Origin of the sequence: Paenibacillus woosongensis (assembly GCF_009725165.1) — a bacterium.
In the GTDB taxonomy this organism is placed as follows: domain Bacteria; phylum Bacillota; class Bacilli; order Paenibacillales; family Paenibacillaceae; genus Fontibacillus; species Fontibacillus woosongensis.
Genome location: NZ_WNZW01000005.1, coordinates 50,673 through 73,687 on the forward strand (window position 1 = coordinate 50,673; position 23,015 = coordinate 73,687).

A 23,015-nucleotide genomic window follows, 5' to 3' on the forward strand; every position below is an offset into this window, starting at 1 on the left:
GAACTATGACTACTCAGAGGATGTATACGCTGAATGATGCTAACGAGTTCATTAGGGAATCAAAGCATCTGCTTAAGAACGATTACCGGTTGAACTACCACCTGATGGCCGAGTTCGGCTGGATGAATGATCCGAATGGATTTATTCATTATAATGGGGAATACCACCTGTTCTATCAACATTATCCCTATAAACCGGTATGGGGACCGATGCATTGGGGCCATGCCGTCAGCCGGGATCTTGTAAACTGGAGGTATCTCCCTGTGGCGTTAGCACCGGATGAAGAATATGACCGTGACGGTTGTTTCTCCGGCAGCGCGATTGCCAAAGAGGGCAAGCTTGCTCTTCTGTATACGGGACATGTGGTGACCGGTCCGAACCAGGATCAGGACTATGAGCAGGTTCAGGCACTGGCGATCTCGGAGGATGGGGTGAATTTCCGCAAATACGAAGGCAACCCGATCATCGGCCTTGATCAAATTCCGGAAGGAGTGAGCCGCAAGGACTTCCGCGATCCTAAGGTAATGGAGTACAATAAACAGTACTATATGGTTTTAGGCTCGAATGACGAACAGGGCAACGGGCTAGTACTGCTGTACCGTTCCAAGGACTTGCAGAACTGGACGTTTGTTAACATATTGGCCAAAAGCGACGGTACCTTCGGCGACAACTGGGAATGTCCGGACTTGTTCCTGCTGGGGGATAAGGCTATTCTGATGATGTCGCCGCAGCGCATGCCGGCGCAGGGCGAGCAATACAACAATCTTCATTCGAACATGTATATGGTGGGCGAATTTGACTCCGAAGCCGGGACCTTTGCGTTCGAGCGTTACGCTCAGGTCGATCATGGCTTCGACTTCTATGCGCCTCAGTCCACGGTGGATGACCGGGGAAGACGCATCGTGATCGGCTGGATGGATATGTGGGAGCAGGAAATGCCAACCCAGCAAGGCCATCATTGGGCAGGCGCAATGAGCTTGCCGCGTGTTGCGGAGCTGGACGGCGACCGCATTTTGTTCAGCCCCGTGGAAGAGATTGAGTCGAGGCGCAGCAACGCTTATGAGCAGGCGAATATTGAGCTGAGCGGGGAGAGGGAATTAGCGATCTCCGGCGACAGCTACGAGCTGCAAGTTGAGTTCGAAGCCGGGAACGCTAGGGAATTTGGCCTGAAGCTTCGAACAGATGAAGAAGGTCAAGAAGAGACGGTTATAGCTTATCAACAGGAAGAAGGCATGCTGCTGCTCGATCGGGAGCGGGCAGGCATCGGACCGGGCGGCCAGCGTAAAGCGGCTGTGCCTCTTCAGGAGGGTAAGCTGTCGCTGCGGATTTTCATGGATAAATCTTCTGTAGAGGTGTTCGCTGGCGACGGGGAAGTAGTTATGACGGCACGGATTTACCCCGGTGCGGATTCCCGGGGCATTAAGCTGTTCTCAGCAGGCGTGAGCAAAGTAACGATGCTGCAAAAGTGGGATATTCATCCGGTTTAGAGTATGACATACAAGGAGGCGCTTGAATTGGCGACAGTGTATACGATTGGAGAAGCCTTAATCGACTTCATTCCTGACAGAAAGGGAGTGGAGCTGAAGCAAGTGGAGAGCTTCGCGAAGGCGGCGGGCGGAGCCCCGGCTAATGTGGCCTGCGCGGTAGCCAAGCTTGGCGGCAATGCTGCGTTTATCGGCAAGCTGGGAGCTGACGCCTTCGGCGACTTTCTCGTCGAGAAGCTGGCCGCTAGCGGCGTGGATGTATCGCGCGTGCTGCGCACGAGCGAAGCAAATACTGCGCTGGCCTTCGTCAGCCTTAAGGAGGACGGAGATCGGGACTTCTCCTTCTATCGCAATCCAAGCGCCGATATGCTGCTGCATGAGAACGAGATTGGCAGCGGCTGGTTCACGGCTGGAGACCTCCTTCACTTTTGTTCCGTCGATTTAATCGAGGCTCCGGTGAAATATGCCCATCGAAAAGCGATTGAGCTGGCAAGGCAAGCGGGTGCGGTCATCAGCTTCGACCCTAATGTCAGGCTGCCCCTGTGGCCTGATCCGGAATTATGCCGCCGGGCCATTCATGAGTTTCTTCCGTTAAGCCATATTGTGAAGATCAGCGACGAGGAGCTGTCCTTCATCACCGGGCATGAGGAGGAGAAAGAGGCGATCGCCTCGCTGTTCGCCGGGGATGTCCAGCATGTCATCTATACGCGCGGTGCAGCTGGCGCAACGTGGTTCTCGCGCAATGGCCTAGAGGTGTCCGAGCCCGGCAATCTTGTGGAAGTCGCGGATACGACCGGAGCCGGCGATTCCTTCATCGGGGGTGTGCTGTATCAATTGCAGTCGGCACCGCACCCATTGAAGGAGTTGGGGCAGCTAAGCCGCGAACACATCGGGGAAGTGCTGAGGTTCGCCAACGCTGCCGCTGCCCTTACGGCAAGCCGTCCCGGAGCGATCGACGCGCTGCCAACGCTGCGGGAAGTCGATACGTTTCGATCCAGCGCGAGGAGATAACTAGACGATGAAGACCCTGCCAATCCGGCAGGGTCTTCATTCTTTTTTTATGGAAATGCACGTGGCTGCAAATTGTCAAGCTGCTGGAATGGGTCATGCGGAATTCAAGGCAAATGCGCCGATATCTCCTGCAAAGTAAGTTTAGTCCACACAGACAAGGCTTCTGAAGTGTAGTATAATGTTTCGTTGAACGTAAATGTTGAACGGGTATTCATGTATGCGATTACTATGAGCCCATTTTTGCGCACAATACAGAAATGGCATCCAGGCATACCGCATTTCATCCACGAACAACAGATGCGCCAAGATGGAGGACATACCATAATGAAAAAATCCTTAGAAGCTCATTCCCGCACCCATCCGGACTCGAATTCCAGGCTATGGCTGCTGGTGCTGGGTATTATTTTTCTCGCCACAAATTTGCGAGCACCTATTACTTCCATAGGTCCCCTAGTTGAGACCATCCGTACCGACCTGGGCATATCCAATACGCTGGCAGGATTGATCACTACGTTGCCGCTGATCGCCTTTGCGCTGTTATCCCCTGTAGCCCCCAAGCTGGCCCGCCGTTACGGCATGCCGCACGTTCTCCTCGCTTCCGTTATACTGCTTGGCGTAGGCATCCTCATCAGATCGTCGTGGGGAATCGGGACGCTGCTGATCGGAACGGTAATTCTCGGGCTGGCCATATCCGTATGCAACGTTCTAATGCCCAGTCTAATCAAGGAAAAATTTCCGCTGCGAACCGGGCTTATGATCGGTGTATATTCGGTAGCCATGAATTTGACGGGGGCGATCGCATCCGGGATCAGCGTACCCGTTGCCGAAGGAGCCGGCCTGGGGTGGAAGGGCGCGCTGGCGGTTTGGGCCGTGCTGGCCTTGATCGCTTCCGTGTTCTGGGCGCCCCAGCTGCGGCGCGAGCGCCAGCAGGCGCATATTTCCGGACAGCGGGACAAGCCAACCAACGTGTGGAAATCCGCGCTGGCCTGGTACGTCACCTTGTATATGGGATTGCAATCATTGTTATTCTACGTTGTAGTGACCTGGCTTCCGGACATCTTGAAAAGCCAAGGCATGTCAGCTGATTCAGCAGGCTGGACGCTCTCATTCATGCAGCTGTCCGTGCTGCCGATCACCTTCATTATGCCGATTATCGCCGGGCGCATGAAAAGTCAGGTCGGGCTGATGATCATAACGGTATCTTTTTTCTTTATAGGCATGGGCGGAATTTTGTACGGCAGCGACCAGTTGACGATGCTCTGGGCAATCATGATCGGCATTAGCTTAGGGAGTTCCTTTAGCCTGGCGATGATGCTGTTCGGCCTTAGAACGAGCAACGCTTACGATGCGGCCGAATTGTCGGGGATGGCTCAATCAGTCGGATACCTGCTGGCTGCAATAGGTCCGACATTTGTGGGCTACTTACACGATGCAACCCACGGATGGCGGCTGCCGATGTTTTTTCTGATCGGGGTAGCCGTACTTGTACTTATATTTGGCGTAGCTGCCGGACGGAATCGGCTCATTGGACGGCCGGCGGAGGGGGAATCTTGATTTTGCCATTACACAATAATCCGCTTAACGCTGGTTAGACATAAAGAGAGCGTCCCTATGTTGTAGGGACGCTCTTTAATATGGACCGAGGGTATACGATGACAGCAATTACGGCTTAAGGTGAAGCATTGGATTTTGGTTGCTGTTCATCAATTGCATGATAATTTTACGGTTCCTGCTGACGAAGCTGAAGGGATTGTCCTGCAGCAAATACTGCTGGCCAACGGCATAGCTGGTAACATAAGTTTCCCAGTCTGAGAAATCCGCTTTAATCAAAGAGATAACTTGGCCGATATAAGCCCACATTTCATTTTCCGATAAATAGCCTACCTCTTTCCCGGCAAAGCAATTCAACATCGTCCATGAGTAATCGTACGCTCCGGTCCCTCCAGTGGAGAGGCTCCATAAATAACGGTTGACGACTGTGAACTGGCGCTTCCTATGTTCGTTTGTCAGAGCCTCGATATATCGGCTGCGCTCGGCGGCGGACAGTGTGGAGAGCTGGCAATAATCACGATAATATTCGCTGCGGCGGCCCGTCTCAAGGAACCACTCGATTGTGGCCGCGAGCTTTTCTTTATCATGAATATCCTGCTGCTTCAGGAAGCCGCGCATGCGCCCCCACATGCGATATTGCATCTTCGGGTTCATAACGAAGTAGCCGACCTCCTGGCCGATGGCGCAAAGGGAGAGTACAGCGTTCACGTAAGGCATCCAGGCTTTGCGTTCCTCCGGCTTATCTATGTTCATTGGCTTTGAACCCCCCTGTAATCAGTTGTAGCGCATGTATCTCCATTGTCTGCGTGCCTCTTGGATGAACGGTATGTAGAACAGGATCAGGAGAACCGTCAGGTACATGACCGTTGACGGCAGTTTGTCTGGCGGCACGGTTGTCCTGATTGTATCGTCTGCGACGATATAATAATGGGACAGAGGGTGATGGCTTAAATAATTGTCCGACATTCGCCTTAACTGTATTAACTGATCCATCTCCTGCTGAAGCTCCTGCGGAGGAGATAACCTCATTTCCCCCGAGATTTCCACAGTCTTGTCATTGAACACTTCCATGGCCTGTTTGTAATTGCTGATGATCATCACGGAAGCATTACCCGAATATCCGATGCAGACATACCCGTTTAACCGGTCCATTAGCCCGAGCTCCCTCGCTTTATCTGCGTGCAGGTACCGATATGTGGAGGAGCCTTCGGCATCCTTGTCCTCGATTTCCAGAATCCCCGTATATAACGCATTCGTTAGCTTTATTCGCACGGCATGCGTCCCCGGTGGGAGACGATCCATGGCAGCGGCATCATGAACGGTGATGATCTGCGGAGGGGCAAGCATGGTTTGCACATAAGCCCAGGCCGATTGGCCGGTATGCTTGACGATGGACTGGTTAATGATGAGATGGAGAATAACGATAATCGTCAAAACAGGCCATCTTCGGGAAAAAAGCAGAACCACGGCTCTTTTTAACCGGCTAAGCAATGGAATCCGACCCAGCTCCATGTTGATTTCCCGCCGCGCCTGCTTGCGGGCAGGACCTTTCAAATAAGACAGAGCACTTTCGGTATGGCGGTGAACTGCGGCCAGTCCAAGAACAGCCTCAATATCTTCCCCGTCTATCGCCAGCGCCTGGTTGAAGTCTGCTTTGGCCTGATCCATGTTCCCCAGCTTCATCTGACATTGTCCTGCCAAGGCGAGAGCCTCGGCATGCTCCGGAATTTGGGCCAGAACCTGCTGCACATCTTCTAACGCATCGGAGAATCTGTTCATACCCAGCAGCATATGGGCTCTCATCAGGAATGCTTCGCTATCCCCAGGGGATCGACGGATATAATCGTTGCAGGAAGCGAGAGCTTCCTCGCCATTTCCGGTTCGGCGATAGAACTCGGTTTGCAGCCGGAGCAGATCCTTATCGTCCTTAAAAATATCCAGCGCCTTAATGAGATTCACATGGGCGGTGCGCCTATCATCCTCGATAAGCGCGATGGCGACAGCCTCGCGATAACGAAGAAACTCCTCGCGGCGCTCGTCTGTCATGTCCTGCGCTTGCAGAATGGCTGAGTAATCCATATGTAATCCGGGTAGATCCATAATGACATAAGTATCTAATTTGGGATATTCCTCGGCAAATTCCTCATCCTCCATGCTCCGTTCGCGCCAGCGGAAGTGCTCTTCAAGGATGCTCCAGACGTCTCTGGGCAAAAAGTAATTTTGCTCGCAGTAATCGAGCATTCTCTCAGCCACCGCCCGCTGGTAATCGATGTTCCACAGCGTGTCCGAGGCAAGGAGATTCAGCCAGCGATGAGTGTCCATACGGGCAGCGAAATCCGAATATAAAGCATGAACCTGCGCCATGAATTCATCTACCGGATAGACAGATTCTTCATACTCGTCATCAAAATCATAATCATGGTAGTCATCAAAATTCTCATCAGGAACCTCATCAGGATCCTCGTCATCCCAATCGTTATCTTCGTTATGCTCTTCATGCTGCTCGTCGCGGCTCAGGGTATCCCACTTCGGAAGGCGTGGAATACGGAGAGGCTCCGCATCGAGCTCTTCCATGTTTTCAGGAGGACCCTCCTCCTCAAAGTCATCGGGAGCGTCTTCGGACTCTAGGTCATCCAGAGTGTCTTCGTCCTCTGCGTTAGGGGGAATCTCGCTGAAAATCGGCCTTTCCAAAGAGGAGAAACCCGCATCCTGCTCCAATTCTTCTTCAGCTCTTTCATCATCCTCATCTTCCTCGTAGAGGACTTGTTCCTGCTGATGCTGTTTTGCCAGCTTCATGGCCCGATCATAGGCCTCCCTCAGCCTCTGGTATCCTTCAGGATCATCTTCGGGATGATGAATTTTCAGCAGCTTGGCATAGGCTCGCCGAATAACGGAAGTGTCATAGGTTTGCTCAACGCCGAGAATTTCCCAAATGCTCAAAAGTAGTCACTCCACTTCTCCAGATGATCAAGCTGTTTTCGGAGCTTCGCAGCAGCCTTCTTGACCTCTTGTTCATTCTGGGAAGTAAGTACCCTTTCGAACTCCAGAAGAAGAAAAGCAATTTCTTCTCTTTTCTCGCCAAGCGCTTCTTCATAAAGGCGTTCGCCCCTGGCCAGCAGCAGCCTGTTTTCGCTGCGCTCGCGCGGGTGGATTTTAATATCCTTCAATTCATCCAATCGTCTGGCGATGTCTTCCGGCGTAAGGAGCCCCGGGTTTTTCTCGATGATCATTGACTTCTTCATCCCGGTGCTTGTCGTTGTTACCTCGACCTCCAAAATTCCGTTAATGTCGTATGTAAACCGCACATCGATCGACTGCTCTCCGGCCTTGTCAGGCGGGATATCGACTTCCAGTTCTCCCAGCTTGATGTTATTGGAGACTAGACGGCTTTCTCCTTGATAGATATCTACGGCAATGATTTTTTGCTGATCATAAAGGGTATAGTAGGATTCCACTTTACTAACCGGGATCGGCGTATTGCGCTCAATAATCGGCGAGAAATGACCATGCTCAAATTGATTGCCCCCGCCCATTCGCTTTGAGGTTTCGATTCCCAGCGTATAGGGGCATACGTCCGTCAGGACGACTTCCTTCAGGCTTTCGTTCCGCTCCTTGAGAGCGACTTGAATAGCTGCTCCAAGGGCTACGGTTTCGTCGGGATTTACGCCGGCAAAAGGGAGACGTCCGAACATTTTCGTTACAATCGACTTGATGACAGGCATCCGGGTCGCTCCCCCGATCAGAATGACCGCATCCATATCCCGCGGAGACAGCGCCGCGTCCCGCAGCGCGCGTTCGATAGGGTGGCGCAGGCGCAGCATGAGCTGGGCGGCGATTTTCTCGTATTCATTGCGATCGATTGTGGTTTCATAGGTCGCATCCTCAATGGTAAAAGTCATGGTTCCGGTCGGATCTTGGCCAAGCGCCCGCTTGCACAGCTCCGCCTGCTTGAATAGCGCAGAACGGGCTTTGAGATCCAGGGAGGTATAGTCGAGGCCATGCTTCTGCACGAAATAAGAGACGAGCAGCTCTGTGAAATCCTCCCCGCCTAAATAGTTGTCACCTGCAATCGATTTGACCTCCATGACGCCTTCAAAAAATTCAAGGATCGACACGTCAAAGGTGCCGCCCCCCAGGTCGAAGACCAGAAATTTGGTCTCGGACTCTTCCTGGTGCAAGCCGTAAGCAATCGCCGCCGCCGTCGGCTCGCTGATCAGCCGCTCCACCTTCAAGCCAGCGAATTCAGCGGCGCGCTTCGTCGCTTTCCGCTGGGTATCGTTGAAGTAAGCCGGCACGCTGATGACGGCCTCGGTCACCTCTTCTCCAAAGTAGGCTTCGGCATCGGCCTTGAGCGATTTGATGACAAACGAAGAGAGCTCTTCCGGGGTAAAGGTATACTTGCCCAGCCGGTACAGCTTCTCTGTGCCCATATAGCGTTTAAAAGTCGAAGCAGTCAGATCAGGGTGAGTCATGAGTCGTTCCTTGGCGATTTCTCCGATCAGGATCTCGCCGTTATCGTCTACCCCGACGACAGAGGGAGTCAGATGCTCTCCGTGAACGTTCGGTATTAGTTTTGGACCTTCTTCCGTCCAATAAGCCACCAGGCTATGGGTGGTCCCTAGATCGATCCCAATCATTGTCATTCAGGTAACCTCTTTCTCGAATATGTATTAAATCTGCTTAGGTATATATCGACAGATTTTAGCCTAAATTTCATAATTTGCCCATAAAAGAATTGTGCTGTTAGGATCATGTTCCCGGCACCCTAAGTATGGTAATCTTTAGATCAGTAGTTTCTTGGAGAAATATATGATATGACCTTACTGAAAGAATGATATATAATAATTTGATATTATAGATAGATGGAGTCGATATGATGAGTGTTCAAAGAAGTATTAACGAGCAGAAGAAGGATCGATTTTCTTCTACAGGGTTTATACTGGCCGCGATCGGGAGCTCCGTGGGCCTCGGGAACATGTGGAAGTTCCCTTACATTACCGGTGAGAACGGCGGGGCGGCATTTTTCCTGCTATTTATTATCTGCCTAGTGATTATAGGGCTGCCAGTGCTTCTGGCTGAGCTGGCGATCGGCCGCAGCGGACGGGGCAGCGCAGCAACAGCTTTCGTAAGGGTGGGCGGGAAGCCTGGATGGAAGGGGCTTGGTATTCTGCAGGTCATCGCCCCCTTTATGATTCTGTCGTTTTACATCATCGTGGCAGGCTGGACGCTGCATTATGCGGTGACGGCTTTTAGCGGGAATTTGTTCAGCGATACGGATTTTGCGGGGCAGTTCTCCCATTTCGTATCCGGCTATATGCCGGTCTTCTGGCAATTCGTTGCCCTGCTGATCACAGGCGGCGTGGTCATTCTCGGGATTTCCGGCGGCATCGAGAAATTCAATAAAATTCTGATCCCGAGTCTTGTCGTTCTGTTGGTCGTCCTGATGATCAGGGCAGTGACCCTTCCGGGGGCCGAGGCGGGGGTATCCTTCTTCCTTAATCCGGATTTCTCCCAATTGACCGCGGAGTCGGCATTGGTCGCGCTAGGCCATGCATTCTTCTCCCTGTCGCTCGGGATGGGTATTTTGTTGACGTATGGTTCCTATGTGCGGAAGGAGCAGTCCCTTGGCTCAGCGACGCTGGCCATTGGCGCGGGCGATTTGATCTACGCGTTTATTGCAGGGCTGATCATTTTCCCGACGACCTTCTCGTTTGGCATCGCTCCGGATCAGGGGCCATCGCTTGTATTTATCGCGCTGCCGGCTGCGTTCTCGGCTATGCCGCTGGGAGCGTTCTTCGGGGGATTATTCTTCATCCTGCTGGCTATCGCTGCCTTGACGTCAGCGGTATCCCTGCTGGAGGTTCCTGTATCCTATACGATGGAGCGCTTCGGCTGGAGCCGCAAACGGTCCGTCTGGATTCTCATCCTGCTGCTCTTCCTGCTAGGGGTCCCTTCCTCGTTATCCCTTGGCATGGTTCCAGAGCTTACGTTTGGCGGAAAAGCCTTCTTTGACTGGGTGGACTTCATCACGTCCAACATCATGCTGCCGGTCGGCGGGCTGGCGATTACGATCTTCGCAGGATACTTCTGGAAAGGAGCCGCGGAAGCTTCCGGCCTGCGTGCTGGCTGGTTCCGGGTGTGGCTGTTCATGCTGCGCTACATCGCGCCGATTCTTGTATTCCTGGTGCTGCTGCATACTTCGGGTATTATCCAATTTAAATAAAAAAGAGGCTCTCCCTGCTAACCATGTGTTTATGGTTTCGGGAGAGCTTTTTTTGTGGCAAGAACGAGGTTTCACAAAGGTTAGAGCGCGTTTAGGTTTGAATCTTTCTGGAGTCCGGACCGGCTCGCGACAGCTCGGGCAGGTGCCCTCAGCTCGGCGGCATGTCCGTGTTTCTTCTGTACTTTGCGCTGAACCAGATTGTTGCGCACGATGGCAAAAATGACGAGCAGCGTGCCCAAGATTTCGAACATCGAGACCTGGTAGCCTTGGAAAGCCATAATAACCAAGGTGGTAATTGGAACAAAGTTGATATACAGAATCCCATTCAGCGGCGTCAGCATTTTCAGTCCCGCGTTCCAGCTTAAGAGGGCCGCGATGCCCGGCAGAAGAATCATAAAGGACATTTCCCATTTGACAGCCTCCAGTGTCTGCAGGGAAGGTACGGGCAGCAGGCCAAGCAGTGTAGCCAGGAATACGATAAACAGCGACACTATGCTGCCTAAGATACAGGTTAAGGTCGAATACCGCAGAACTGACCAGTCCTTGAACCGGCTCCCACCCATCGAATACAATACCCAGCCTGTAACCCCGAGCAGAATAAGCAGCAGCGGGAACAGTGATTTGCCAGCTTCCGCAAAGAAGGCAAGCTTGCCATTGGTAATCACGAGGACTGCGCCTGCCAAACATAGGAGCATACTGACGATGGTATACCCGGGGGGCTTCTCCTTCGCGGTAATCCAGACGAACAGGACCGAAATCATCGGCATGAGCACTTCGATTAATGAGGCGGTGATTGTGCCCGAATCCCCCATAAGATGCTGCCCCGTGAAGACGAGCATATTATAGACGACAAAAGCCATTATGCCGTAAAAAAGGAGAGCTTTTCCTTTTCCCTCCAGGCGAAAAGCTGCTTTTCCTTCCCTCATCCACAAGAGGGCAGACAGAATAACGGCAACGACGCCATAACGTATAAAAGAGAAATAGAACGGATCAATCTTCTGTAAAGCGACATGCGCGACGGGGAACATCGCTCCCCAGGACATACTTGCGATAAGACATAGGGCCGATCCCATGATGACTTGCTTCTTATTCATTTCATCGTTCTCCTTAACAATTTCCGGACGAATATTTCATATCAAATGATAGATTAATCACAGACAGCAGTAAAATGATTGTAAATCAATTTATACATCATTTATAATGATATCAGGACGGCATAAGTACGGAAGCGCCAGATGGAGGAGAACGGAAATGGACTTGAATGACTTGCGGATATTCCAGTGTGTAGCCATGCATGGCAGCATCAGCAAGGCTGCGCAGGAGCTGAGCTATGTGCAGTCCAATGTCACGGCCAGAATCAAGCTGCTGGAGCGTGAGCTGCATACCGAACTATTTTACCGTCATAACCGGGGCATGATTCTCAATACCGAAGGGAAGCGGCTGCTGGAGTATGCGAACGATATTTTGGCCAGATTTGATGAGATGAGGAAAGTATTTCAGGGGTCGGCCACACCATCCGGCATCCTGGAGATCGGCATCGTGGAGACCGTCATCGCGCTGCCGGAGCTATTATCCTCTTACCTGCAGCATTATCCCAACGTTGATCTGTCCCTGAAGGCAGGCGTCACTGAGCAGCTGCTGCAGGAAGTGATCGACTTCAAGCTGGACGGCGCGTTTGTGACGGGGCCTATCCAGCATCCGCTGATTGAGCAGTACGAGGTGTTCCAGGAGGAGCTGGTGATCGTCTCCAGGGGAACGGAATTTTCACTCGACGAAATTACCGCCAAACCACTCCTGCTATACAATAAAGGCTGCAGTTATCGCGAGAGATTGGAGAGCTGGCTTAGGGATGAGGGCATCGTTCCGAAGAAAATCATGGAGTTCGGCACGTTCGATACGATTATCGGCAGCGTGGCCGCTGGCATCGGGCTGACGATCGTACCGCAATCCACGGTCGGATACGTGGCTGCGCAGGGAACACTCCACTGCCATCGGGTGCCGGATCCTTACCGGGAGGTTACTACGGTGTTTATCCGCCGGAAGGACTCCCATATTACGAGCTCGATCCAGGCCTTTATCGATGAAATTATTAAGGTGGGAAGCACGCTGCCGACGGCTTTATAGCCATGGACTCGGCAGCGGTTTTTTGTAAATAAACACATGAAATTTGCTACTTTTAGCGCATTTGTGAACTTTAATTAGGTAAAGTCAGTAATTATGCATTATAATTTAGTAATTATACATTCGGCGCTTGCTGATATGAAAATAAAGGATGGTGTATATATGATTGTAGGGGTGCCTAAAGAGATCAAGAACAATGAGCATCGCGTCGGCATGACGCCTGCTTCGGTATTGTCCTATGTTCAGGCTGGGCATGAGGTATGGATCGAGAGCGGAGCCGGACTTAGCGTCGGGTTCACGGATGAGGATTATAAGGCCGCAGGCGCCAAAATCGTGCCCACGGCGGCCGATGCCTGGTCGGCAGAGATGGTCGTCAAAGTGAAGGAGCCGGTAGCCGAGGAGTTCCAGTACCTCCGCGAAGGCCTCATTTTGTTCGCTTACCTCCATCTGGCTCCCGAGCCTTCGTTAACCAAGGAGCTTACCGGCCGCGGCGTGACTGCTATCGCTTACGAGACCATTCAGCTGGATACAGGAGCATTGCCCCTCCTGTCGCCGATGAGCGAGGTTGCGGGACGGATGGCGATACAGATCGGCTCTCATTTCCTGGAGAAATCCAACGGCGGCAAAGGCGTGCTGCTCAGCGGGGTGCCTGGCGTAGAGCCTGGCAAGGTAACGATTATCGGCGGGGGAATGGTCGGCGTTAACGCGGCCAAGGTCGCTCTTGGCCTTGGGGCGGACGTTCGCATTATCGATTTGAATCTCGACCGGCTGCGCCAGTTGGATGATCAGTTCCAGGGCCGGGTCAAGACGCTTGTCTCCAACCCGTTCAGCATTGCCGACAGCGTCAAACAGGCCGATCTTCTGATCGGAGCCGTTCTGATTCCGGGAGCGCGTACGCCAAGGCTCGTTAGCGAAGAGATGGTGAAAACGATGTCTCCGGGCTCTGTCATTGTCGATGTAGCCGTGGATCAGGGCGGTTCCATTGAGACGATCGACCGGATTACGACCCATGATCAGCCGACTTACGTCAAGCATGGAGTCATCCATTATGCCGTAGCGAACATGCCCGGGGCGGTAGCGCGCACCTCGACATTGGCATTGACGAACGTGACTACGCCGTACGGTCTGCAAATTGCCAATAAGGGCTATGCCAAGGCAGCGTTGGACAACCCTGCATTGGCGAAAGGCATTAACGTCCTAAACGGCCGCGTGACCTATAAAGCTGTAGCCGACGCGCAGAATCTGTCTTATACAGACGTATACAGCCTGCTGAATCCGTAGGCTGCACAACTTAAGATTTATGTAAGATATGCGTAAGGAAAATGAGAACACCCCTCTTTATGATGGTTTCATAAGAGGGGTGTTTGCTGTTTATGCGGCAGCGGCAGCCTCAATAAATGCGGAAAAGTGATGGAGGAGGAACTATACCATGAAGAAGCATCTGGTCATGAAGTGGGTTTTTTATATTTGCATCGCTTCATTTTTCGTAAACGGCATGATTTATTTGGCCACAAAATCAAATGATTCGCTAATCAGCTTGCTGTCTGCGACGGGTCTCGGTCTGATTATGGGAATCGGCGCCCTGCTGACCCGCAAATCGAATTAGAGGGATTCCCGGTTCTAGCTGCGTCTCCGGATATATTCCTCAGGTGTAATGCCGATGATCGCCTTGAAGTCCCGAATGAAATGCGATTGGTCAAAATAACCCAGCTCGGCAGCAAGCTCCGGGAGCGGCGAGGCATAGCCGTAATCGAGCAGCTCGGCGGCATTCTGCAGTCGGTACAATTGAATGACCCATTTCGGATGTACGCCCACGTATTGGTTGAACAACCGCTGCAGCGTGCGGATGCTCATTTGCGCGTACTCGGAAAGCTGCTTCACTGCTGTAAGCTCGCGGTGGCGGTGAATGTGATCAATCAGTTCGTTAAGCAGCGTAACATAAGGATCCTGCTGCGGTAGACGTTCCAGCAATAAAGCGTCCATGACGCCAATCATGTCAGCGCTGTCTGAAAGCTGCAGGAGGCTATCCTCCAATTGCTGCGGGACCACTCCGAGAATATCCAGTGTGCTGGTGCCTTGTCCGGTTAGCTTGGACACAGGGCTTTTCATAAAGGGATAGAAACCGCCCGGTTTGAATTTAACCCCGAACACTTTGCCCTTCCCTTCGAGCAGATGGGAGTATTTTACCGTAGAGATGCCGAAAATCGCCGTCTTTTGCTGTTCCACCACCAAATTGACGCATGGATTGGGGAGCACGTCCTGCTGGTAGGAGGGTTGTCCACTCAAATCCCATTCAACGATCCAGTAATGCTTCACAAAGAAGCGGAGCGCTTCTGCCGGGGCATGGCGAGTCAGCTGGAACTTTTTCTCCCCTTCTGGCAGATTTAGTACTCCCATGCTTGGTCTTGACGGTATAGAAGCTTGCCGCATTGTATCACTCCTGACATTTTGGGGAGCTGTGTCGCGTTTTTACAATACCTGGTTGTATACCAAGATTATAATAACGTTAACCGTGGCGATACAAGCTAAGAAGGAGTGATTTACATTGGAATTGAAATACGAGTTCTATATTAACGCCGAGCCGGGGAAAGTGTGGGATGCGCTGATTCAGCCGGAAGGAACCAAGGCGGCCTTTTTTGGCTGCACTCTGCGTTCTACCTTCGAAGAGGGGGCCGCCTTTGCTTACGTAGGCCCGGGAGCTGAGGGGGATGAGACCGTCCATCTATACGGAGAGGTGCTCGCCTTCGAACCGCATAAAGTATTCAGCGGCATAGAGCATCCCGGCCCCGCCTATTTCGACAACCATGCTGAACTGGAATCACGGTTTACTTTTACGCTTGAAGCTGTGGGCCAATGCACGAAGCTGACTTTGGTCAATGACCGCTTTACCCCGAACCATCCGAGCCTGCAGAAGGCAGAACAGAGCTGGTGGATGATTCTCAGCGGCATTAAGACCTATGTAGAAACAGGAAGCACGCTTGATTTTGGCTGGTAGGTTTGGTCTGGAGCGGCAGAACGTTAATGAACTAAGGGCGTCCCTTGAGGGGCGCCCTTAGTTTTTTGATTTCAATTTCCATTCATCTACGTCTCTAGCATCAATATGAAGTATGCTGCAAATCAGCAAAGCCAACGTTACGGAGGGAATACCTACGCCATATTCAATATTTTGATAATTTCGCAGCGTACAGCTCATGCTTTCATTAATTTTATGCACCAATGATTCTTGAGTATAGCCGGCTGCTTCCCTAGCATCTCTAAGTTTCAATTCAGTGGCTCCTTAATTAGTATCAGTTTGTAAAATTTATGATACCTAAGAAAGGAAAAATATATCACGTAATTTAAAACGCGTATTATAATTGACGTAATATATTGCACGAATTAAAATTCGTATAAACAATTGGCCGTTGTAAAATTTATACTTATTATTACATTTAAGAGGTTTATTTTCCTTAATTTTGTATTTTGGTGATTTGATAGGTGGGTTTGATATGAAAGATGCAACCACAATTCAAATTGAATTGGATAATTTTCTGAAAATAAACGGTTATACGTTACAGTATTTTTCCGAACAATCGGGAATCAATGTTGGTACACTAAGCCGTATTGTAAACGGTAACCGCCCAATTTCTATGGAACAATTGGATCGCTTAACATCAGGTATGGGTCTTGAAGAAGGTACCCTATATGATCTGTTTGTTGATGATTTCTTTGTACACCATTCACTGAACTGGCGACGGTTGCGGCCATTTTTACTTCGCTGTGCAGAGCTAAAAAAGCATGGCTGTATTCAAAAAATATTATCCCATTTATTGGAGGATTTAAAGCAAATACCTAATATATTTATTACAGCGGAAATCATGTATGAGAACGGCTGGAAAGAGGCGGCTGCGATTCTTTACTCTTGTGTCGTTGAGACTGAAAAGTATCAGCATGCAGAGCGGTTGGCGATTAGTCAATATAGGTTATTTCAATTGTCACTAGGATCAGATACAACAATAAATCTTAGAGCAGCTATAAAGTTTGAGCCATATAAAGATAGAATACCTTTACACTTTCGACTTGACGCATTGCTGTTATTGGCTAACATAGCTTTTACGTTACAGGACTGGACTAAAATGGAGGATATTGCTGATGAACTTCTTGCTCTTGCTCAATTTGTGTATTCTGATAAGAAATTAAAAGAAGAAGATACATTTAGAACGGAACGTCATTTGGTAGTTTATTATGGGCAAGGCTATCTAATAAAAAGCTCCGCTTTAGAACACCAGGGCCGCTACGAAGAAGCAAAAGAATATATTTATGGTTATGCTGACCTTAGCTGGTTTGAGGATTTAGATGATGAGGGAGTAAAGGAAGTTAAAAAATTTAAATTGTTCGCTGAGGCTAATTTATATAATATAAATCTGCTAACGGGCAATTTTGAGGGTTTAAATAAATTTCTAACAAAGTATCCTCATGAAGTTCTTCCAAGCTCCGTTATTATACTTATGGCTGCTAATAAATATCATGTTCGGGTTGATAAAATACTTGATCATTTATTTGGGTTAATTAGGGCACATAAGAATAATTATTATCATGAAGCGAATTATACTAATCGCTATATTAATTTTTACTATCAGCTTGCATTGTACCAATTAAGCGGGAGGGAAAAAGAGGGGATTGATAATATTCTGCGTAGTCTTCAAATTTCGATTAAAGTAAATAATACAGGGCGAATATTGGATTGTATTTCATTATATGAGAAGCATAAAAGGCTATGTACAAATGAGCAGAAACTAACATATGAAAAGATGATCAAGGAGGCGAACCATAATGAAAAAGTTATTAGTTTCATTGATGTTACTAATCAGTCTTAGTGTTGTTGCAACTGTTACATTAAATCCGCTAGTCAGTATTAGCATTACTTCTCTAGATAACGGTATTGGAAGTTAGTGGAAGAGAATCAAAAGCCGTTGTTAAGTCAAATAGCATACATAAGGTAATCCCAATTTTTGGGCTTACCTTTTTTGTATTTAGATAAAACTATGTGTTGATGATCAATCTGTAAAATACGACATAACATTCTAGAATATTACAGTAGGAGGTGTGGAATATGGCGCAACCTGTAATCATTCTTAAAAATAGAATTGAAGAGGCAAGGCAAAGATTGCATAGCTTAGAATTACTTTATGGAGGTTTGCAGCATCCTAAGGTATTAGAGCAATCCATAATTTTAGATGAACTTATTAATAAATATAACAGGATAACATACGGAGACAGTGTGAAACCGAATTGTGAACAAGATATACAAGTCGTTCCGTGATAGCGAACAAATTTGCACAAAATGATGGGATGGCATATACTTTGAATGGTCTGAAATGGGAATATACGGAAAAGTAAATAGGGAGTCGATATCCTTGAAGCAGGGTCTTGAAGAATTGCCAGTGCCGCCCTATCGGCCCTTATCGATGTTGCTGAGGCGCGCAGGAGCAACCCTAATCGATTATATACTGTTCGCCGCACTGGTACGCTCGGCGATAAATATAGATCAACTGTTCATGATGCAGGATAAGCATATGTTATACGTTCTACTTGGGGTTATTTTGCTGATATTGTCTTACTATGTGCTGCTCGAAGGCTTGACGGGTTGTACGATCGGCAAGCGTGTTATGCGCATCCGCGTGGTCGATCGATACGGGGAGCCGCCGGGGCTGTACAGAGCGCTAATCCGCAGCGTGCTGCGCGTGCTTGACTGCAATCCTCTGCTGCTTGGCGGTCTTCCGGCAGCTCTGGGCATTGTCATGACGGAGCGGGGACAGCGGCTCGGAGATATGGCTGCACATACCTTTGTGGTGAAGGCGTGCGATTCACCTCCTTGTACGATGAACCGCGGGAAGGAGGTTATCGCCATAACCTTTGCGGCTGCACCCATTGTACTGGCAGCCATACTCCCGATGATCGTGCGGGTCAATCCGCTTCCGGAGGGGAGAGCCACCAAGGAAGCATACACCGATGAGAAAATACATATCAGCCATAACGGTATGTTCAAAATTACGACGAGCCCGGATTGGCTGTTTGATCCCAATCTGGACAATGAGGCGGATATCTCGATTTCCAATCGGTTCTCGAATAAATATTTAGCCGTTTTTTCCGAGTCTAAGAAGCGTTTCAAGGATGGCTGCACGCTGGAGCAATATCAGGAATACGCCGAGCAGAGCTTCGCGGCAGGCCTTGCCCATTCGCCAATTTATAAACCCCGGGCTACCGTAATTAACGGATATCCGGCTTATCAGTTTGCCGTTGAACAGGAAGTGAACGGGGTGAAGGTCGCATATATCGTGACAACAATCGAGACGAAGCTGTATTATCATTGGATTACTGTATGGACGGATGCCGCTAAATATAAGGAATACCAGCAGGAGCTGCATTCCGTAATCCGCACTTTTAACAATTTTACGACTTAAGCGTCTCATCCAAAGCTTCATAGTTCCATCGTTCAACCTGAGGTTGGACGAACGGAGCTATTTTTTTGGCTTTTCGTAAGCTTGACTTGACTTTTCGAACCTACACTTTTAGATAATTGTGTATAGTAAATACTACAACGCTATGGCGAAGGATGTGTAGTCTTGTCAAAGTTTTTGCGGTTTAATACACTGCGCAATCAAATTTTACTCGGCTTCATGCTGGTTATGATCATCGTGCTGGCTTCTGTCGGCTTTTTTACGTTTGGCCAAGTCTCCGTCCTGCTGAGCAACAATGCGGAGAAGCATATTCAGCAAACCGCGGTTCAAGCCACGGGTAAACTGGATGCCCTCCTGCAGCAAATCAATACGCTGACCGCCCAGGTGGCGATGAGCGCAACGACGCAGCGGCTCCTCTCCGAAGAGATGGCAGGGATGCCGATCAGCTTCACAGACCGCCAGCTGCTCCAGCAGGAGGTGCGCAAATATGAGGCTTATGCGACAGGCATACGCTCGCTTGAGTTATACACGGCCGATTACCACAGACTGCTGCCGCTCGATGATTTCAGATTGACCGAACGGGTGTCCAGCGAATGGATTGACCGGGTCGATGAGCAAATGGGGCGGCTGGTGTGGTTCGGCCTCGATCCCCAGAATCCTGACGGAGTTATCGCCATCCGCAGTATCCGGTTAATCGACCAGTCGTTCTCACATGCCGGGTATTTAATGGTTCATATTGAGAAAAGCTATTTCGAGCTAGCTGAGGCGACGGAGCGCGAAATGCGCGAATCGATGGGGCTATTCGATCAATCCGGGAAAACGATATTTTCCGATTTTCCCCAAGAGGTGGATTCGAGGATGCTGCTCAGCCATGTCGGGGAGAGCATTACCATTGACGGCAAATCCTATATCGCTATTCAGAAGCAGTCCGAAGCCACAGGCTGGACGCTCGCGATTCTGACTCCTATGGGTTACGTCACCGAGGGGATATCGGTGCTTCGCACTACGATTCTTGTATCGGGCGTAGTTGGCGGCTTGCTCTTTCTGATTTTTACCCTTATTCTATCCACGATGATCACGCGTCCTATCCTGAATCTGATCAAGGCGATGCGCGGCGCCCGCTTCGGGACGCTGAAGACTAGCCCGATTACGTCTACGACAATGGAAATTCATGAACTCAACAACTCTTACAATCAAATGGTTGTCGATCTGAACGAGCTGATTGAAGTCGTTTATGAGAAGGAAATTCTCCAGAGCCGGACGGAGCTGAAGGCGCTTCAGGCTCAGATTAACCCGCATTTTCTCTTTAACACCCTTGAGGCGTTCTACTGGGAGCTGGAGGATAAAGGGGAAGAGGAACTTGCCCAGATCGTTGTGGCGATGTCTGGATTGTTCCGTTACGTCATTACTAAAATGGATGAGGATGAATGGGTAACGCTCGGCGATGAGCTGGATCATGCGGAAAGATATTTGAAAATCATGGCCATGCGCATGATGGACAGATTGTCTTGGCGGATTGAAGCGGACGAGGACTGCCGCCGGGTACCCGTACCAAAGCTGCTGATTCAGCCGCTCGTCGAAAACGCCATATTACACGGCGTAGAGCAGCGGGTTGGACCAGGCACGGTCATTTTGCGGGTAGAGCAAGCCAGCCGCCCCGGATTTACCCGGGTGACCGTGCAGGACGACGGCCCTGGAATGGATCAGGAGAAGCTCCGTTCCTTGTATTCCGTCATGCGAAAGGGACATGTGAGCGCTACAAAAGGACATGGCATCGGTATGGTTAACGTCGAGCGAAGGCTGCGGCTCAGCTTTGACTCCAGCACCGATGGGCTCGAAATTAAGAGCGAGAAGGGACAGGGGACAACGGTGTCCTTTGAAATACCGAATGAATATGGGAGTGACATGAGTCATGAAGACGATACTTATCGTGGATGATGAACCAAGGACACGGGAAGGGATCCGCAAAACATTGGAGGCCTGGTCCTCCGGCCGACACCGGATCGAGATTGCATCCAGCGGCGTGGCGGCTTTGGAGTGGCTGCAGGAGCACGAGGCCAATCTGCTCGTGACCGATATACGAATGCCGGAAATCGGGGGCCTTGATCTTATTGAGCGGTTGGAAAATTTGAAGAATCCGCCCGTTGTCATCGTCATTTCCGGTCATCCGGAGTTCGACTATGCGCAAAAGGCGCTAAAATTCGGCGTAATCGAATATTTATTGAAGCCGCTGGATAAATTAAAGCTCATTCAGGCTGTCGAGCTTGCTCTCCAGCGGGAGGAGAAAATACACCGGATCGAGCGGATGGAGAAGCTGGTCGATCCGAAGCTCATGGAGACGATGGAGCATGAGAATGCATACAGTACCCCGGTTCGCGACGCGATCCGTTATTTGAAAGAGCATTTGCACGAACCGGTATCCATGCGCGACTTGGCGGATCACCTTCATATGAACGCCAGCTATTTTAGCGTGCTGTTCAAGGAACAGACGGGCCTTACATTCAGCGAATATTTGACTAAGCAGAGAATTCAGAGGGCGAAGGTGCTGCTTACGACGACAACGCTTCCCATTGCCGAGATTGCGGAGAGGGTCGGATACCAGACGGCCAGATATTTCGTCAAAGTCTTCCGCGAGATGGAACAGGTAAGCCCTGGGCAATATAGAAGCAACGTAAAGGACCCGGACGACACAATCCAATAATAGTGGCATAAATCCCAATCCCTCTATCATTACGGCATGATCCTACCATTGTTACAATTTAATTAAGCGGAATGAAACCGCTAGCATTCGTAGAAAAGGGGTTGTAAACGTGTTCAAGAAAAAATGGACGATGCTGCTATTGACATCATTGTGTCTCGCTTTGGTTTTGGGGGGCTGCGGTTCGAAGGGCAATAACGGCGGCGCATCTCAAGGCGGCGGCGAAGCCAAAGGTGATCAAGTCACGGTAAGCTTCATGCATCTCTGGCCTGAAGGCGTGTCTGCCGGACAGAACAAAATCGTGAACCAAATCATTACCGAATATCAGAACGAGAACCCTAACGTTAAAATCAAACAAGAGGTATTGGATAACGAGCAGTACAAAAACAAACTAAAAGTACTGTCCGCATCCAACGAACTGCCGGATGTAGGTGTAACCTGGGCGGCGGGATTCCTGCAGCCTTATGTTGAAGGCAATCTGTTTGCTCCTGTAGACGATCTGCTGAGCGGCGAGCTGAACGGTAAATTCGTTGCCGGCACGACCGAGGCATATAATATTGACGGAAAAACGTATGCGCTTCCACTAGAGTTCAATATCGCGCCTGTATATTACAATAAAGCGATTTTTGCAAAATACAATCTTGAGGTTCCGCAAACGTACGAGCAATTTAAGCAAGTTGTGAAAACGCTGTCCGACAACGGCGTAGCGCCGATAGCCCTGGGTAACAAAGACCGCTGGACCGGTTCCCTATGGTACATGTACATGGCTGACCGGATTGCGGGACAGCAAACGCTGGCTAACGCCATCAGCGGCTCCGCTTCCTTCAAGGACGAAGGGCTGATCAAGGCTGCAACGGAAGTTCAAGCGCTCGTAGACAGCAATGCTTTTGTCAAAGGCTTCAACGGTTTGTCCAATGAAGAGGCGAAATCCGAGTTCCTGAACGACAAAGCAGCAATGTATATGATGGGTTCCTGGGATCTTCCAAACTTTACGACGAATGAAGAAATTCCGCAGGAGTTCCGTAACAATGTCGGCTTCTTTAAATTCCCGACCGTGGAAGGCGGCAAAGGCGACATCAACAGCTGGGTTGGCGGTCCGGGCGTAGGCTTGTTCGTGGCTGAGAACTCCAAAGTGAAGGATGAAGCCAAGAAATTCGTAGAATACTTCGTTACAAAATGGGGCGAGCAATCCGTAACCGGCGCAGGCGTTATCCCGGCTACGAAGGTAGATACGTCCAATCTGGAGCTGCCTCAATTGTATATCGATCTGTTTAATGAAATGAATCAGGCAAGCAGCATCACCTTGTTCGCAGACGTACAAATGCCTGCGAATGCGGCGGAGACGCACCTTAACATGATCCAGGCTCTCTTTGGCAAGGCGGTAACGCCGGAGAAATTCTCGGAAGAGCATGACGCGGCAATCGCCAAAGGACAATAAAGCTGACGGTTCAAAGCACTTGTGCAACAGAATGAAGAAATCTATCCGG

The 23,015-nt window shown here is 50.0% G+C and carries 20 protein-coding genes; 14 read left to right on the forward strand and 6 right to left on the reverse strand.

Annotated features, from left to right (window positions below; translation table 11 throughout):
• Positions 1-20 precede the first annotated feature (20 nt).
• The 3 genes from GNP95_RS14520 (at position 21) to GNP95_RS14530 (ending at position 4,049) form a co-directional block, all read left to right on the forward strand.
• On the forward strand, positions 21-1,487 hold the full coding sequence (locus GNP95_RS14520) for a glycoside hydrolase family 32 protein (protein WP_155611741.1): 1,467 nt from the start codon (positions 21-23) through the stop codon (positions 1,485-1,487).
• A 27-nt stretch (positions 1,488-1,514) separates the two neighbouring features.
• A complete protein-coding gene (locus GNP95_RS14525; protein ID WP_155611593.1) occupies positions 1,515-2,495 on the forward strand; it encodes a carbohydrate kinase family protein in 981 nt (326 codons plus the stop codon).
• A gap of 324 nt (positions 2,496-2,819) precedes the next feature.
• Positions 2,820-4,049 (forward strand): CynX/NimT family MFS transporter, encoded by a 1,230-nt coding sequence (locus GNP95_RS14530; RefSeq protein ID WP_155611594.1) that lies wholly within the window; start codon positions 2,820-2,822, stop codon positions 4,047-4,049.
• 108 nt (positions 4,050-4,157) lie between these two features.
• Here GNP95_RS14530 and GNP95_RS14535 read toward each other — a convergent pair whose 3' ends face one another.
• Genes GNP95_RS14535 through GNP95_RS14545 form a run of 3 tightly spaced genes read right to left on the reverse strand, consistent with a single transcriptional unit; the run spans position 4,158 to position 8,689 of the window.
• A complete protein-coding gene (locus GNP95_RS14535; RefSeq protein ID WP_155611595.1) occupies positions 4,158-4,799 on the reverse strand; it encodes a DUF1266 domain-containing protein in 642 nt (213 codons plus the stop codon).
• A gap of 21 nt (positions 4,800-4,820) precedes the next feature.
• A complete protein-coding gene (locus tag GNP95_RS14540) occupies positions 4,821-6,986 on the reverse strand; it encodes a J domain-containing protein (protein WP_155611596.1) in 2,166 nt (721 codons plus the stop codon).
• On the reverse strand, positions 6,983-8,689 hold the full coding sequence (locus GNP95_RS14545; RefSeq protein WP_155611597.1) for a molecular chaperone HscC: 1,707 nt from the start codon (positions 8,687-8,689) through the stop codon (positions 6,983-6,985). The genes GNP95_RS14540 and GNP95_RS14545 overlap by 4 nt, the downstream gene beginning before the upstream one ends.
• Before the next feature lie 233 nt (positions 8,690-8,922).
• Here GNP95_RS14545 and GNP95_RS14550 point away from each other — a divergent pair, with 233 nt between their 5' ends.
• Positions 8,923-10,269 carry a sodium-dependent transporter gene (locus GNP95_RS14550; RefSeq protein ID WP_196427186.1) on the forward strand — a complete coding sequence of 449 codons (1,347 nt, stop codon included), beginning with the start codon at positions 8,923-8,925 and terminating at the stop codon, positions 10,267-10,269.
• A gap of 80 nt (positions 10,270-10,349) precedes the next feature.
• Here the strand turns inward: GNP95_RS14550 and GNP95_RS14555 are convergent, their stop codons facing one another.
• A complete protein-coding gene (locus tag GNP95_RS14555) occupies positions 10,350-11,363 on the reverse strand; it encodes a DMT family transporter (RefSeq protein ID WP_155611599.1) in 1,014 nt (337 codons plus the stop codon).
• A 157-nt stretch (positions 11,364-11,520) separates the two neighbouring features.
• Here GNP95_RS14555 and GNP95_RS14560 point away from each other — a divergent pair, with 157 nt between their 5' ends.
• The 3 genes from GNP95_RS14560 to GNP95_RS14570 all read left to right on the forward strand — a co-directional run bounded on the left by GNP95_RS14560 (position 11,521) and on the right by GNP95_RS14570 (position 13,996).
• On the forward strand, positions 11,521-12,393 hold the full coding sequence (locus GNP95_RS14560) for a LysR family transcriptional regulator (protein WP_155611600.1): 873 nt from the start codon (positions 11,521-11,523) through the stop codon (positions 12,391-12,393).
• Positions 12,394-12,552: 159 nt separating this feature from the next.
• The gene (ald, locus tag GNP95_RS14565) at positions 12,553-13,671 is read left to right on the forward strand and encodes an alanine dehydrogenase (RefSeq protein WP_155611601.1); all 1,119 of its coding nucleotides are present in this window, start codon (positions 12,553-12,555) and stop codon (positions 13,669-13,671) included.
• 148 nt (positions 13,672-13,819) lie between these two features.
• The gene (locus tag GNP95_RS14570) at positions 13,820-13,996 is read left to right on the forward strand and encodes a hypothetical protein (protein WP_155611602.1); all 177 of its coding nucleotides are present in this window, start codon (positions 13,820-13,822) and stop codon (positions 13,994-13,996) included.
• Positions 13,997-14,010: 14 nt separating this feature from the next.
• Here GNP95_RS14570 and GNP95_RS14575 read toward each other — a convergent pair whose 3' ends face one another.
• The gene (locus tag GNP95_RS14575) at positions 14,011-14,787 is read right to left on the reverse strand and encodes an AraC family transcriptional regulator (RefSeq protein WP_230873825.1); all 777 of its coding nucleotides are present in this window, start codon (positions 14,785-14,787) and stop codon (positions 14,011-14,013) included.
• Positions 14,788-14,935: 148 nt separating this feature from the next.
• On the opposite strand from GNP95_RS14575, the gene GNP95_RS14580 reads away from it, so the two are divergent.
• On the forward strand, positions 14,936-15,385 hold the full coding sequence (locus tag GNP95_RS14580) for an SRPBCC family protein (RefSeq protein ID WP_155611604.1): 450 nt from the start codon (positions 14,936-14,938) through the stop codon (positions 15,383-15,385).
• A 57-nt stretch (positions 15,386-15,442) separates the two neighbouring features.
• Here GNP95_RS14580 and GNP95_RS14585 read toward each other — a convergent pair whose 3' ends face one another.
• A complete protein-coding gene (locus GNP95_RS14585) occupies positions 15,443-15,655 on the reverse strand; it encodes a helix-turn-helix transcriptional regulator (RefSeq protein ID WP_155611605.1) in 213 nt (70 codons plus the stop codon).
• Positions 15,656-15,878: 223 nt separating this feature from the next.
• Here GNP95_RS14585 and GNP95_RS14590 point away from each other — a divergent pair, with 223 nt between their 5' ends.
• The 6 genes from GNP95_RS14590 to GNP95_RS14615 all read left to right on the forward strand — a co-directional run bounded on the left by GNP95_RS14590 (position 15,879) and on the right by GNP95_RS14615 (position 22,966).
• The gene (locus GNP95_RS14590; RefSeq protein ID WP_155611606.1) at positions 15,879-17,246 is read left to right on the forward strand and encodes a helix-turn-helix domain-containing protein; all 1,368 of its coding nucleotides are present in this window, start codon (positions 15,879-15,881) and stop codon (positions 17,244-17,246) included.
• Between the two features lie 236 nt (positions 17,247-17,482).
• Positions 17,483-17,692, forward strand: a complete 210-nt coding sequence (locus GNP95_RS14595; RefSeq protein ID WP_155611607.1) for an aspartyl-phosphate phosphatase Spo0E family protein — start codon at positions 17,483-17,485, stop codon at positions 17,690-17,692.
• A gap of 94 nt (positions 17,693-17,786) precedes the next feature.
• Positions 17,787-18,833: an RDD family protein gene (locus GNP95_RS14600; RefSeq protein ID WP_196427187.1), complete on the forward strand. Its 1,047-nt coding sequence runs from the start codon at positions 17,787-17,789 to the stop codon at positions 18,831-18,833.
• A gap of 162 nt (positions 18,834-18,995) precedes the next feature.
• Positions 18,996-20,768 carry a cache domain-containing sensor histidine kinase gene (locus GNP95_RS14605; protein ID WP_155611609.1) on the forward strand — a complete coding sequence of 591 codons (1,773 nt, stop codon included), beginning with the start codon at positions 18,996-18,998 and terminating at the stop codon, positions 20,766-20,768.
• Positions 20,743-21,531, forward strand: coding sequence for a response regulator transcription factor (locus tag GNP95_RS14610; RefSeq protein ID WP_155611610.1), 789 nt, complete (start codon positions 20,743-20,745; stop codon positions 21,529-21,531). Before GNP95_RS14605 ends, GNP95_RS14610 begins: the two co-directional genes overlap by 26 nt.
• A 109-nt stretch (positions 21,532-21,640) precedes the next feature.
• Entirely contained in the window at positions 21,641-22,966 is a 1,326-nt protein-coding gene (locus GNP95_RS14615) for an extracellular solute-binding protein (RefSeq protein WP_330163453.1), read from the forward strand.
• Positions 22,967-23,015: the final 49 nt, after the last annotated feature.

Coding starts and splice junctions, on each gene's coding strand:
- GNP95_RS14520 (WP_155611741.1), top strand. CDS start 21: ATGTATACGCTGAATGATGCTAACGAGTTCATTAGGGAATCAAAGCAT.
- GNP95_RS14530 (WP_155611594.1), top strand. CDS start 2,820: ATGAAAAAATCCTTAGAAGCTCATTCCCGCACCCATCCGGACTCGAAT.
- GNP95_RS14535 (WP_155611595.1), bottom strand. CDS start 4,799: ATGAACATAGATAAGCCGGAGGAACGCAAAGCCTGGATGCCTTACGTG.
- GNP95_RS14545 (WP_155611597.1), bottom strand. CDS start 8,689: ATGACAATGATTGGGATCGATCTAGGGACCACCCATAGCCTGGTGGCT.
- GNP95_RS14550 (WP_196427186.1), top strand. CDS start 8,923: ATGAGTGTTCAAAGAAGTATTAACGAGCAGAAGAAGGATCGATTTTCT.
- GNP95_RS14555 (WP_155611599.1), bottom strand. CDS start 11,363: ATGAATAAGAAGCAAGTCATCATGGGATCGGCCCTATGTCTTATCGCA.
- GNP95_RS14560 (WP_155611600.1), top strand. CDS start 11,521: ATGGACTTGAATGACTTGCGGATATTCCAGTGTGTAGCCATGCATGGC.
- ald (WP_155611601.1), top strand. CDS start 12,553: ATGATTGTAGGGGTGCCTAAAGAGATCAAGAACAATGAGCATCGCGTC.
- GNP95_RS14570 (WP_155611602.1), top strand. CDS start 13,820: ATGAAGAAGCATCTGGTCATGAAGTGGGTTTTTTATATTTGCATCGCT.
- GNP95_RS14575 (WP_230873825.1), bottom strand. CDS start 14,787: ATGGGAGTACTAAATCTGCCAGAAGGGGAGAAAAAGTTCCAGCTGACT.
- GNP95_RS14590 (WP_155611606.1), top strand. CDS start 15,879: ATGAAAGATGCAACCACAATTCAAATTGAATTGGATAATTTTCTGAAA.
- GNP95_RS14595 (WP_155611607.1), top strand. CDS start 17,483: ATGGCGCAACCTGTAATCATTCTTAAAAATAGAATTGAAGAGGCAAGG.
- GNP95_RS14610 (WP_155611610.1), top strand. CDS start 20,743: ATGAAGACGATACTTATCGTGGATGATGAACCAAGGACACGGGAAGGG.